Annotated in this window: 10 protein-coding genes and 1 tRNA gene; 6 read left to right on the top strand and 5 right to left on the bottom strand. The window is 67.9% G+C overall.

Annotation, left to right across the window (positions count from 1 at the left end; all coding sequences use genetic code 11):
- The first annotated feature begins 955 nt into the window (after positions 1–955).
- The gene (locus tag ACFWU9_RS12915) at positions 956–2,173 is read left to right on the top strand and encodes a Shedu anti-phage system protein SduA domain-containing protein (RefSeq protein ID WP_384317284.1); all 1,218 of its coding nucleotides are present in this window, start codon (positions 956–958) and stop codon (positions 2,171–2,173) included.
- The gene (locus ACFWU9_RS12910) at positions 2,170–2,496 is read left to right on the top strand and encodes a hypothetical protein (RefSeq protein WP_384317281.1); all 327 of its coding nucleotides are present in this window, start codon (positions 2,170–2,172) and stop codon (positions 2,494–2,496) included. Before ACFWU9_RS12915 ends, ACFWU9_RS12910 begins: the two co-directional genes overlap by 4 nt.
- A gap of 63 nt (positions 2,497–2,559) precedes the next feature.
- On the opposite strand, the gene ACFWU9_RS12905 is transcribed toward ACFWU9_RS12910, so the two are convergent.
- Positions 2,560–2,630: transfer RNA gene (locus ACFWU9_RS12905), tRNA-Gly, on the bottom strand.
- Positions 2,631–3,068: 438 nt separating this feature from the next.
- On the opposite strand from ACFWU9_RS12905, the gene dcd reads away from it, so the two are divergent.
- Entirely contained in the window at positions 3,069–3,644 is a 576-nt protein-coding gene (gene dcd / locus ACFWU9_RS12900; RefSeq protein ID WP_384317279.1) for a dCTP deaminase, read from the top strand.
- Between the two features lie 17 nt (positions 3,645–3,661).
- The gene (locus ACFWU9_RS12895; protein ID WP_384317308.1) at positions 3,662–4,150 is read left to right on the top strand and encodes a phosphoribosyltransferase; all 489 of its coding nucleotides are present in this window, start codon (positions 3,662–3,664) and stop codon (positions 4,148–4,150) included.
- A 79-nt stretch (positions 4,151–4,229) separates the two neighbouring features.
- On the opposite strand, the gene ACFWU9_RS12890 is transcribed toward ACFWU9_RS12895, so the two are convergent.
- The 4 genes from ACFWU9_RS12890 to ACFWU9_RS12875 form a co-directional block, all read right to left on the bottom strand.
- Entirely contained in the window at positions 4,230–5,189 is a 960-nt protein-coding gene (locus ACFWU9_RS12890) for a Yip1 family protein (RefSeq protein WP_384317277.1), read from the bottom strand.
- Between the two features lie 134 nt (positions 5,190–5,323).
- The gene (locus ACFWU9_RS12885) at positions 5,324–6,442 is read right to left on the bottom strand and encodes an FG-GAP repeat domain-containing protein (RefSeq protein ID WP_384317275.1); all 1,119 of its coding nucleotides are present in this window, start codon (positions 6,440–6,442) and stop codon (positions 5,324–5,326) included.
- A gap of 290 nt (positions 6,443–6,732) precedes the next feature.
- The gene (locus ACFWU9_RS12880; RefSeq protein WP_384317272.1) at positions 6,733–9,012 is read right to left on the bottom strand and encodes a heterodisulfide reductase-related iron-sulfur binding cluster; all 2,280 of its coding nucleotides are present in this window, start codon (positions 9,010–9,012) and stop codon (positions 6,733–6,735) included.
- Positions 9,013–9,132: 120 nt separating this feature from the next.
- Complete coding sequence (locus tag ACFWU9_RS12875; RefSeq protein ID WP_384317270.1) at positions 9,133–9,903, bottom strand: sugar transferase; 771 nt, start codon at positions 9,901–9,903, stop codon at positions 9,133–9,135.
- A gap of 293 nt (positions 9,904–10,196) precedes the next feature.
- Here ACFWU9_RS12875 and dnaK point away from each other — a divergent pair, with 293 nt between their 5' ends.
- Positions 10,197–12,062, top strand: a complete 1,866-nt coding sequence (gene dnaK, locus ACFWU9_RS12870) for a molecular chaperone DnaK (protein ID WP_384317267.1) — start codon at positions 10,197–10,199, stop codon at positions 12,060–12,062.
- Positions 12,059–12,736, top strand: a complete 678-nt coding sequence (gene grpE, locus ACFWU9_RS12865) for a nucleotide exchange factor GrpE (RefSeq protein WP_384317264.1) — start codon at positions 12,059–12,061, stop codon at positions 12,734–12,736. Before dnaK ends, grpE begins: the two co-directional genes overlap by 4 nt.
- Positions 12,737–12,803 lie beyond the last annotated feature (67 nt).

The raw sequence follows: 12,803 nt of genomic DNA, 5'->3' as shown, positions 1-12,803 counted from the left end.
TCATCGAGACCATTTCTCAGGGGGAGTCGGGGGGCCCGCCGGGCCGCTACCGATCGCCCGGAAAGCCTTCATTCTGTCGCGGGCAGATTACGCATGAATTCTCCCTCGACGGCAATACACGCAGAGGAGTCGCGATGTATTGATTTTCAATACTGTGAGAAAATGCCGCAAATAATCCAACCTCAAATTTCGCAGGCTTCAACTCCCGCGATCATGTAAATGGATCTCTCGGTCGGAATTGATGGCACCAGTTCGTGGACGCCAAGGGCCTGCCCCCTCGCTGCGGCTGATGCACACAAGAGCAGCCGCCCCGCAGCGGATTCGCCCCCGCAGGGTCCGGCCCGATCCGTCCTCTGTGAGGCGGGTTACCTGAGGCCTGCCTCGCCAAATGAGACAATAGGGCGTCAGGTGCTGCCTGAGGAAGTCCGACAGCGACGTTCGCCCTGGTCGGAGGGGCCGATGTGGCACGCGAATGGCACGCGCCCGGAAAATGGTCTAGACAACAAAGGAGGCCCAAGTCGCTGACTTGGGCCTTCGTCGTGGAGCGGGTGACGAGAATCGAACCCGCGCTCTGAGCTTGGGAATCACCCGGCGTCTGCCCTGTGCAATGGCTTCTGACCTGCGGAAATGCCAACTCGGTCCCGTCTCTTCAGCGTCTTGGCGACCCCCTGTTGTCCGCTGTTCACCGCCTCTACTGGCACATAGTGGCACGTCGCCTTGGGCGGCGCGCGCGTGCGTCGGAAACCACATCCTGCCGGGGCGATAGGTCAGATCGAGACAACGACGGGGTCTCAGGTCTCGGACCTGGGGCTGCTGTGCACCGCTCCCAGGGCCACGGTTGGGGCACGGAGCGCGGAGGGCCGCCTCACCCTGCGGAGACTCGTTTGATCGAGACGGTCCGGCCACGATCCACTCGCCCCGGGTCGTTGTCAGTGCCTCCTTCTAAGGTCACCGCATGACGACCTTCCGTTCCGGTTTTACGCTCTGGCAGATGGTCAGCGGAGCTCGGGAGCTCACTGAGCACCCGAGCGTGCTGGAGCGCATCGATGTAGTGCTGCGCATCATGGGTCCTGCCTTCGGCGGAACGGGGTACGGCAAGGGCAGACCGTTGGTGAATGCCTTGGAGGATGTTGCCCAAGAATCCCTCTTGCTCGGAGACTTTGCTCTTGCGCAGCGGTTCCAGCGCTTCGCCGCCTACGCCGGCGGCGAACTGTTCCTCGAAATCCTGGAGAACTACTACGACGAGAATGCCCGGCATCGTAGCGAGGAGGGCATGCGCAGCTTGGTGGCCATGGGCGCCGATCGAGCCGTGGCCGTTTTGGACGCCCTCTCCAAGGACAACCCCGAATCGACGGTGGGCGATGCTCGGGACCTCTTTCGCGGTATAGCCCTGTCCGTGGACCACTTGGGCCTCGGTATGGGGGAAGGTGGGATTCGGCTGCCCACTCGAGAGAGGAGACGACTCCAGCAGTACGGGCACATGGAGCTGGTCCTGAGGAACCTGCCACGACCGGCCTCAGCCGAGGCCGCGCGAATGGTAGGCGACCTCCTGGCGGACGCCGACGCGGGGTTGCTCGCCCAGTTGCTCGAGCTGAGGGCCCGGAGAGCAGGTCTCGACGATCTCCGGGTTGCGGTGGAGGACGAGACGAGCTCCGAGAGCGCACTCCACGCCCGTCTGAAGAATCAGGAGTGGATCTTTGGCGGTGCTTATGTGTCAGAGCTGGCAGGTCGGCAGTACACCTCGGACACGATTCTGGACATCCCCCTTCTGCGTGGTGACGGGTCCCTTCATGTGGTGGAACTCAAGCGTGCCAACATCAAGGACCTGGTGATACGCTGCAGCGGCCACCTCATGTTAGGTGCCGCAGCCCACCACGCGGTGTCGCAGGCACAGAACTACCTCCGCACCATGGACGAGAACCGTAAGGAGATCCTCGCGCGCCATGGCGTCGATACTCGTAGGGCCTCGGCGACGGTTGTGATCGGGCATCCGAGGTTCGTGAGTGGGGGCGTCACCTCCCAGGAGATCGCGGAGACACTGCGCACCTACAACACGCACGCGGCACGCATTGAGGTGATCACGTACGGAACCCTGCTGGACTCAGCAGCCCGGATGTTGGCCCTCGCGTCGGCGCAGCAGGACCCTGCACACCAGACCGAGCCCACGGCATGACCGAAGACGCGCGTCCCGCGATCGAACAGCTGCTGGCCAGCCTGTGCGGTGGCGTGATCACGGACAAGGATTACGTCGGCTACTTCCTCAACGAGCACGGGGAAGAACTCGTCTTCGCCCAGCGCCGGGGAGAGAAGACCGGTCGGCTCTGGCACAGCGATGCCGACTGGCAGCTGTTCCGCGTCGGCGTCCATTCCATACGGGTCGGCAGCGTGATGGACGGGGTGGTCACCGTGGGCGACCTGATCATCAATCGCGCTGAGGCGACGTGGCTGTCCTCGTGCCTCGCGGCCTCTCGCCACCTGCGTCAGAAACGCGGCTGACACGTCGCTCGGCGAAGGGACAACGAAGAGGGCCCAGGTCGCTGACCTGGGCCCTTTTTCAAGAGCGGGTGACGAGAATCGAACTCGCGCTCTGAGCTTGGGAAGCTCATGTTCTACCATTAAACTACACCCGCCTGGAGCCGCCGTGATCAGTGGCGCTTCCAGGGACACTCTACCCCATTGTCGACTCCCGTCGCTCGACGTGGCTCTTGGTCCCGGGAGTTGGGGGTGGGGGGTAGCCTCCGTCATCGGAGTGCCGCCTCTGGGTGGGGGTGGGTCATCCCCTAATGTGTGGGTTCGTCCGCGTTCTTGGGGAAGGGACCTGATGGACTTGATGGATCGCACCGTCGTCCGCTGTGCCGAAGGGCATGTGTTCAGTACTACGTCGTTCCCGATGCAGCAGCTTGACGCCGGGCGGCTCGGGCCCGGGCGGTTGATTCGGTGTCCGCGTTGTGCTCGGTTGCGGCATGCCGTGCCTGTGGAGGTCGGGCGGCGCTGACGCGGTTGGTCGGCGGGGGCGCGCGGGGTTGCCCGGTTGGGGTGGGCCCGCGCGTTCTGCGTATCCTCGGGGCGTGCTGCTCTCTGACAAGGACATCCGGGCCGAGATCGACTCCGGGCGCGTGCGTATCGACCCTTACGACGAATCGATGGTGCAGCCGTCGAGCATCGACGTACGGCTCGACCGGTTCTTCCGCGTGTTCGAGAACCACCGTTACCCCCACATCGACCCCGCCGTCGAGCAGAGCGACCTGACCCGCAAGGTCGAGCCGGCCGGGGACGAGGCGTTCATCCTGCATCCCGGGGAGTTCGTGCTCGCCTCGTCGTACGAGGTCATCTCGCTGCCCGACGACATCGCCTCCCGGCTGGAGGGGAAGTCCAGTCTCGGGCGGCTCGGGCTCGTCACACACTCGACCGCCGGGTTCATCGACCCCGGCTTCTCCGGGCACGTGACGCTGGAGCTGTCGAATCTGGCGACTCTTCCCATCAAGCTCTGGCCCGGTATGAAGATCGGGCAGCTGTGTCTGTTCCGGCTGAGTTCGCCGGCGGAGTTCCCGTACGGTTCCGATCGTTACGGGTCGCGTTATCAGGGGCAGCGGGGGCCCACCGCCTCCCGTTCCTTCCTGAACTTCCACCGGACGCAGGTGTGACGGTGGGGGTGGACGACATACGCGAGAATCTGACCTACGAGCGCTTCGGCGCGGCCGTGCGGGAACTCGCGCAGACCGTCGCGGACGACGGGTACGAGCCCGACGTCGTCCTGAGCATCGCGCGTGGTGGGGTCTTCGTCGCCGGCGGGCTCGCCTATGCCCTCGACTGCAAGAACATCCATCTGGTCAACGTGGAGTTCTACACCGGAGTCGGTACGACGCTCGACATGCCGGTCATGCTCGCGCCCGTGCCCAACGTCGTCGACTTCTCCAACAAGAGGGTCCTGATCGCCGACGATGTCGCCGACACCGGGCGCACCCTCAAACTCGTCCATGAATTCTGTCTCGATCACGTCGCCGAGGTCCGCAGCGCCGTCATCTACGAGAAGACGCATTCGCTCGTGAAATGCGAGTACGTCTGGAAGCGCACCGACGAGTGGATCAACTTCCCGTGGAGCGTCGAGCCCCCCGTCGTCCGTCGCGGCGGACAGGTTCTCGACGCCTGAGGGGCTTGGAGAGGTATCCGCAAGGCCGCTCGGAGTGGAACCCGTGAGCCCGCCGTCCCTCGACGGCGGGCTCCGGTCGTCAGATCGTGCCCAGCTTGATCAGCGACAGCAGCGCGATCAGCTGGATCGCCGAGGCGCCCAGCGCCTTCGGCCACGGCAGGTCGTGCGACCTGCTCACCATCATCGTGAACAGCGCGCCCGCCGCGATCCAGGTGATCCAGCCGAGCATCTGCACCAGCGAGTTCTGGCCGCCCAGGAAGAGCGCGAAGACCAGGCGCGGTGCGTCCGTGATCGACATGATCAGCATGGAGAGGCCGACCGTCGGCTGCCAGGCGCCGTCACCGCCGAGCTGACGGGCCAGGGTGTGGGTCACCGCGCCCAGGATCAGTCCGCCGATCACGAAGGCGACCGCCGTCGTCAGGACGTACGGGATGGCCGTCGAGAGGGTGGCGTTTATCGCCTCCTCACGGGCGCCGTCGAAGCCGAAGATGGCGAGCAGACCGTAGAGGAACGTGACGACCAGCGCCGGGCCCCAGACGGCGTAGTCGCGCATCTGCCAGAACGTGCCGTTCGGGCGCAGCACGATGCCGCTCAGCAGCTGCTTCCAGTGCAGGCGCGGGCCGGCGGGCGGGGCGGGTGCCGCGCCCGGGTGGTACGTCGCGCCGTCGCCGTAACCGTTCTCGTCCACGCTGAACTGCTGCGTGTGACCAGGGTTGTTGGCGTACGGGTCCTGCGCGCCGCCACCGCCGTGCTGCTGGTTGTACGGGTCGCCGAAGTACTCGGGCTCGCCGTGCCCGCCGTGCCCGCCGCCCTGGCCACCCGGTCCCGGGTAGCCGTAGCCGCCCTGCGCGCCGGGGTGTCCGCCGCCCGCCGGGGGCCACTGCTGCTGCGGAGGGCGCGGCTGCCGGCCGTGCGGGGGTGCCGGCTGCCCGCCTCCGTACTGCGGTGGGGGCGCCGCCTGCCGTCCGTACGGCTGCTGCTGCGGTTCTTGCTGACGTGTGCGGTTGTCCCGGCCGCGTCCGATCCTGAATCCAGCCACGTCACCGAACGTACCCGTTTCGGGCGGGCGCGGGGCCGGAGGAGCCTTAACAGGCCAGCCTTGCGGCCGAGCTGTGACATCCCCTAAGGGGACCCTGGGGGGCTTGCCACACCTGGGCAGGGGGAAAGCTGATCCTACTTCAGGAAGATCGACGTACTGAAGCTGATCACCGGGCGCTGAGCCGCCTTCCCGCCCTTCCCCGACGGGTAGAGCGCGATCAGATCCTTCTCCTCGCCCTGGTGTGTGCGGGTCACGATGAACTCCGCCGCTTCCAGGAGGTCCGTCGTGGTCCTGCCGTCCGCGCCCGGCAGCTTGGGGGCGGGCGGGAGCCCGACGGCTTTGAAGGTGTACCTGCCGCCCGCCTCGTCCGGTCCCTGCGGGCCGCCCAGCAGCAGCTCGCCCTTGGCCGCCTTGCCGGGCTCGTGGGTGCGGGTGGCGTGCACGAGGTCGTCGTAGCCGTCGCCGTCCGTGTCGGCCTTGCCGGTGGGGGCGTAGAGGACCGGGCCGCCGCCGGGGATGGGAGCCGCCGCCGCGCGGGGTGCGCCCGCGCGGCTGAAGGGGCCGCGCAGATAGCTGACCTGGCCCGCGCTCGCGGAGACGGCGAGGTCCGGCTTGTCGTCGCCGTCGAAGTCGCCGCACACCGGGTGGTCGGGCCACTCGTTGCCGTACCGCGCCTTCGCGGGGATCTTCAGGACGACCGCCTTGCCGGTGATGCCCTGCGGGCCGCCGAAGAGCAGCTGGAGCGGGACGGGCGGGCGGCCGAGGCCGTCGTACGGCGGGTCCGTGCTCACGACCAGGTCGGCGTAGCCGTCGCCGTCCAGGTCGCAGGACGCCGCCGCGTCGAAGGCGGCGGGCAGGACGCCGTCGGTGGCCGCGCCGTTGGCGCCGGGGCTCAGCGTCTGGCGTACGGCGGGGTCGACACCGCGCGGTGAGTCGGAGCCGTACACGATGCCGATGCCCGCGTCGTCGCCCTGGATCGCGTCGGGGGCCTTGACCAGGTCGTTCAGGACGAGGTCGCGGTGGCCGTCGCCGTTGAAGTCGGCGGGGACGTCGCTGCCGTCGCCGCGTGGGACGGGTCGCTTCGGTACGGAGGCGTGGCCGGCCAGGGGCGCGGTGTCGCCGTTCTTGGCCTTGCCGCCGCCCTGCTCGCCGTCCGGGCCGGAGCCGCTGCAACCGGTCAGCAGCAGGGCCAGCGCCGTACAGAGGCCGGCGCCGGTCATCACCGCTGTCGACGCGCCGGTACGTATCCGCACGACCTCATCCCCCTACTTCTGTCCGGTGCTTCGGTCCAGTCACGTGACGTCCGCTGCCACATGATGCTCCAGTTCGCGCGTCGCGGTAAGGAAACGGACCGATAGCGATCACCGACCGATCGGCTCAGGAGAAGGCAAAGCCGAGAAGGCAAAGCCGGGACGACAGAGCCGAGACGGCAGAGTCGGGACCGCAACGCCGGTGCGGCGAAGGCCGGTGAGGCGAACGCGGCAACGGCGAAGGCCGGACCCGCCCCCGAGGCAGGTCCGGCCTTGGCCTCCTGAGGAGGGCGTTACGTCGCCGGCTCCGGCTCCGGTTCGGCCGCCGGTTCCGAGGAGTCCTCCGGATCCGCCGGTGTCCGTACCGAGTCGAGCAGCAGCTGCGCCACATCCACGACCTGGAGCGACTCCTTCGCCTTGCCGTCGTTCTTCTTGCCGTTGACCGAGTCGGTCAGCATCACCAGGCAGAACGGGCACGCCGTCGACACGATGTCCGGATTGAGCGAGAGCGCCTCGTCCACCCGCTCGTTGTTGACGCGCTTGCCGATCCGCTCCTCCATCCACATCCGCGCGCCGCCGGCGCCGCAGCAGAAGCCGCGCTCCTTGTGGCGGTGCATCTCCTCGTTACGCAGGCCCGGCACCTTCGCGATGATCTCGCGCGGCGGTGTGTAGACCTTGTTGTGCCGGCCCAGGTAGCAGGGGTCGTGGTAGGTGATCAGCCCCTCGACCGGGGTCACCGGGATCAGCCTCTCCTCGTCGACGAGGTGCTGGAGCAGCTGGGTGTGGTGGATGACCTCGTACTCGCCGCCGAGCTGCGGGTACTCGTTGGCGATGGTGTTGAAGCAGTGCGGGCAGGTCGCGACGATCTTCTTCGAGGACTTCGGCTTCCTCGTCTCCGGATCGTCGTCGTCCTCCCCGTACGCCATGTTCAGCATCGCCACGTTCTCCTGGCCGAGCTGCTGGAACAGCGGCTCGTTGCCCAGGCGGCGGGCGGAGTCGCCCGTGCACTTCTCGTCGCCGCCCATGATCGCGAACTTCACACCCGCGATGTGCAGCAGCTCCGCGAACGCCTTGGTGGTCTTCTTGGCCCGGTCCTCGAGCGCGCCCGCGCAGCCGACCCAGTACAGGTAGTCGACCTCGGAGAGGTCCTCGACGTTCTGGCCGACGACCGGCACCTCGAAGCCCGCCTCGCGCGCGAGCTCCTTGGTCCACTCCAGGCGCTGCTTCTTCTGGAGCCCCCAGGGATTGCCCTTCTTCTCCAGGTTCTTGAGCATCGTCCCGGCCTCGGAGGGGAACGAGCTCTCGATCATCACCTGGTAGCGCCGCATGTCGAGGATGTGGTCGATGTGCTCGATGTCGACCGGGCACTGCTCGACGCACGCGCCGCAGGTGGTGCAGGACCACAGGACGTCGGGGTCGATGACGCCGTTCTCCTCCAGCGTCCCGATCAGCGGGCGCTCGGCCTCCGCGAGGGCGGCCGCGGGGACACCGGCCAGTTGCTCCGGGGAGGCCTTCTCCTCGCCCTCGGGCGTCTTCCCGCCGCCGGCCAGCAGATACGGCGCCTTGGCGTGCGCGTGGTCGCGCAGGGACATGATCAGGAGCTTCGGCGAGAGCGGCTTGCCGGTGTTCCAGGCGGGGCACTGCGACTGGCAGCGACCGCACTCCGTGCACGTGGAGAAGTCGAGGATGCCCTTCCAGGAGAAGTGCTCGACCTGCGAGACACCGAAGACATCGTCCTCGCGCGGGTCCTCGAAGTCGATCTCCTTGCCGCCCGAGACCATCGGACGGAGCGCGCCCAGCGCCGTACCGCCGTCGGCCTCGCGTTTGAACCAGATGTTCGGGAAGGCCAGGAAGCGGTGCCAGGCGACGCCCATGTTCGTGTTGAGGCCGATGGTGATGGCCCAGATCATCGTCACGCCGAGCTTGATCATGGCGGTCAGATAGACCAGGTTCTGGAGCGTGCCGAGGCTGAGCCCCTTGAAGGCCAGGACCAGCGGATACGAGACCCAGTACGCCGGGTCGTAGCTGTCGACGTGGTGCAGGGCGCCTTCGAGGCCGCGCAGGGTCAGGATCGCCAGGCCGATGACGAGGATGACGTACTCGACGAAGTACGCCTGCCAGGCCTTGGAGCCGGTGAAGCGTGACTTGCGGCCGGCCCGCGAGGGCAGGTTCAGCAGCCGGATCGCGATCAGTACGAGGATGCCGACGGTCGTGGCGAGCGCGATGAACTCGACGTACACCTCGTACGGAAGGAAGGTGCCGATGCCCGGGATGATCCAGTCGGCCTGGAACAGCTGGCCGTACGCGTTGACGATCGTCAGTCCGAGCGTCAGGAAGCCGATCGCGACGAACCAGTGCGCGAAGCCCACGACGCCCCAGCGGTTCATCCGCGTATGGCCGAGGAACTCCTTGGCCAGGGTGATCGTGCGCGCCCGGGGGTCGTCGGTACGGCTGCCGGCCGGGACGGGCTGGCCGAGCTTCACGAACCGGTAGATCTCGACGACGGCTCGGGAGATGAGAGCGACGCCGACGACGGTCAGCACCAGCGACACGATGATCGCGGCGAGTTGCATTGGGGGCTCCTCGGGCCTGCGAGGGTGGAAGAACAGCACCACGCCGGTGGCTTCGGCGACGGCTTCTGAGACGGCTACTACTAAGCGGTAACTTAATCGGTTTGTGCTGAGGGTACCCAGTTATCCCGCCGCACTGTAGCCGCGGGGCCGGTGATCTGTGTCGCTGAGGTGACCCTGTGCCGGGATCCGCGGCGCGGCGGCGCCCGCACCGTACGGGGCGGAGGCGGCGGCCGGTGTACGGAGGAGGATCAGCAGGTCGAGGCCGATCCAGTGGTGCTCCACGTAGTGCTGGTCGAGCAGCGCCGGCTCGTCCCAGGGGAGCGGGGAGCGGCGGCGCACCTGGGCGAGGCCGGTGAGTCCGGGCCGTACGGACCGCCGCCAGGGCGGGGCCGCCCCGGGGTGGCCGGGTGCGAGCGGTGCGGGGCCGACGAGGGACATCTCGCCCCGTACGACATGGGGCAGGCGGGACAGCAGGTCGAGCCGGTAACGGCGGGTGGTGAGGGAGTGGACGGTGAAGATCCGGCCGTCCAGGCCGACGCGGGGTCCGTGGGTGAAGGCGCCGCCCGGGTGCCTTCTGGAGAGGGTGAGGGTGAGGGCGGCGGCGGCCAGCAGGGGTGAGAGCAGGGCCAGCAGGAGCGAGCCGAGCGTCAGGTCCAGCAGGCGTTTGGGGTCGAGTACGTGGTCGAGGGCCCGATCCAGGACCCGGTCCAGGACGCGGCGCGGGGCGTGCTCCGAGGCGCGGCGCGGGAGGTGCTCCAACGCGTGGCTTGGGAGGTGCTCCGGGGCGGGGTCCGGGAGGTGCTCCGGGGGCCGGTCCGCCGGAGCCTCCAGGGGCCGGTCCGGAGCCCTGTCCGTGGCGTGCGGCGTGGCCTGTTCCGGTGCTCGGTCCATGGCGTGGGACGTCGGGTCGTGATCCGGGCGCGGAACCATGGGGTACCCCCGACCGTTGTGGGTGACTGTGACGGCATCGTGGCTTTTGCGAAGCGGGTGCCGGTCGATCGTGACGCAGCGCGGGAGAGAAGTTCCGAAGGCGCGCGGACCTGCGGGAACCGGGTGGTTCCCGGGCGGTGTCCGGAAGTCGGGCCGCACGATAGTTGAGTCGCCTCGACTCAGCTCTGTTGACGGCCGGGGATCAGTCGTGCATCCTTGAGCCTGTTCCACTCAAGTCAGTTGGAGGAATCGAAATGGCACGTGCGGTCGGCATCGACCTGGGCACGACTAACTCCGTCGTCAGCGTTCTCGAAGGCGGCGAGCCCACCGTCATCACCAACGCCGAAGGCGCCAGGACCACGCCGTCCGTCGTCGCCTTCGCCAAGAACGGCGAGGTGCTCGTCGGAGAGGTCGCCAAGCGCCAGGCAGTCACGAACGTCGACAGGACCATCCGGTCGGTCAAGCGCCACATGGGCACCGACTGGAAGATCAACCTCGACGGCAAGGACTTCAACCCGCAGCAGATCTCCGCGTTCGTCCTTCAGAAGCTGAAGCGCGACGCCGAGTCCTACCTGGGTGAGAAGGTCGCCGACGCGGTCATCACCGTGCCGGCCTACTTCAACGACTCCGAGCGCCAGGCCACGAAGGAGGCCGGCGAGATCGCGGGCCTCAACGTCCTGCGTATCGTCAACGAGCCCACCGCCGCCGCGCTGGCGTACGGCCTCGACAAGGACGACCAGACGATCCTCGTCTTCGACCTCGGCGGCGGCACCTTCGACGTGTCGCTCCTGGAGATCGGTGACGGCGTCGTCGAGGTGAAGGCCACCAACGGTGACAACCACCTCGGTGGTGACGACTGGGACCAGCGCGTCGTCGACTACCTGGTGAAGCAGTTCGCCAACGGTCACGGCGTGGACCTGTCCAAGGACAAGATGGCTCTCCAGCGTCTCCGCGAGGCCGCGGAGAAGGCGAAGATCGAGCTGTCGTCCTCCACCGAGACCACGATCAACCTGCCGTACATCACGGCGTCCGCCGAGGGCCCGCTGCACCTGGACGAGAAGCTCACGCGCTCGCAGTTCCAGCAGCTGACGGCCGATCTGCTGGAGCGCTGCAAGACCCCGTTCCACAACGTCATCAAGGACGCCGGCATCGCGCTGTCCGAGATCGACCACGTGGTCCTGGTCGGTGGCTCCACGCGTATGCCCGCCGTCGCCGAGATCGTCAAGGAGCTCACCGGCGGCCGTGACGCCAACAAGGGCGTCAACCCCGACGAGGTCGTGGCCATCGGTGCCGCGCTCCAGGCCGGTGTCCTCAAGGGCGAGGTCAAGGACGTCCTGCTGCTCGACGTCACCCCGCTGTCCCTGGGTATCGAGACCAAGGGCGGCATCATGACCAAGCTGATCGAGCGCAACACGACGATCCCGACGAAGCGCTCCGAGATCTTCACGACGGCCGAGGACAACCAGCCGTCGGTCCAGATCCAGGTCTACCAGGGCGAGCGCGAGATCGCGGCGTACAACAAGAAGCTCGGAATGTTCGAGCTGACCGGTCTGCCGCCCGCCCCGCGCGGTGTGCCGCAGATCGAGGTCGCCTTCGACATCGACGCCAACGGCATCATGCACGTGGCCGCGAAGGACCTCGGCACCGGCAAGGAGCAGAAGATGACCGTCACCGGCGGCTCCTCGCTGCCGAAGGACGAGGTCAACCGGATGCGTGAGGAGGCCGAGCAGTACGCGGACGAGGACCACCGCCGTCGCGAGGCCGCCGAGACCCGCAACCAGGCCGAACAGCTCGTGTACCAGACCGAGAAGTTCCTCAAGGACAACGAGGACAAGGTCCCCGGTGACGTGAAGGAAGAGGTCGAGACCTCCATCGGCGAGCTGAAGGAGAAGCTCAAGGGTGAGGACACGGCCGAGATCCGCACGGCCACCGAGAAGGTCGCGGCCGTCTCGCAGAAGCTCGGCCAGGCCATGTACGCCAACGCGCAGGCCGAGGGCGCCGGCAACGACGCCCAGGGCACGGAGCAGGCCGGTCCCGCCGGCGGCCCCGACGGCGCCGACGACGTCGTGGACGCCGAGATCGTCGACGACGAGAAGCCCAAGAAGGACGGTGCCGCGTGACGGAGGAGACTCCGGGCTTCGAGGAGGAGCCCGACGTCCCTTCCGGCGCCACCCCCGAAGACGCCGCGCCGAAGGCCGCCGAGCCGGACTCCGCCAAGGAGCCGGGCCCGGCGGCCCCGGCCGGGGACGTACAGCAGGACGCCACACAGATCGCCCTGATCGCACAGCTGGACCAGGTCCGTACGGCGCTCGGTGAGCGCACGGCAGACCTCCAGCGGCTTCAGGCCGAGTACCAGAACTACCGCCGCCGGGTCGAGCGGGACCGGGTCACGGTCAAGGAGATCGCCGTCGCGAGCCTCCTGACCGAGCTGCTGCCCGTGCTCGACGACATCGGGCGCGCCCGGGAACACGCCGAGCTGGTGGGCGGGTTCAAGTCGGTGGCGGAATCGTTGGAGACGGTGGCCGCGAAGATGGGCCTCCAGCAGTTCGGCAAGGAGGGCGAGCCCTTCGACCCGACGATCCACGAGGCCCTGATGCACAGCTACGCGCCGGATGTCACCGAGGACACGTGCGTCGCGATCCTGCAGCCTGGGTACCGGTTCGGCGAGCGGACCATCAGGCCCGCCCGCGTCGCCGTGGCGGAGCCCCAGCCGGGGGTCCAGCCCGGGGAGAAGGCGAAGAGCGCCGACGAGCCGGACACGGACGAGGAGAGCGGTGGCCCGGACGAGGGCTGAGGTGCGCGCGGCCGGTACGGACGGGCAGCACGCATGACGAGCAGTACGTATCACGGGCAGTGAGGAG

The organism is Streptomyces sp. NPDC058653 (assembly GCF_042716895.1).
Taxonomy (GTDB): Bacteria; Actinomycetota; Actinomycetes; order Streptomycetales; family Streptomycetaceae; genus Streptomyces.
The sequence above is the reverse complement of the archived record's forward strand: the minus strand, read 5'-3'. Positions and strand labels throughout refer to the sequence as shown.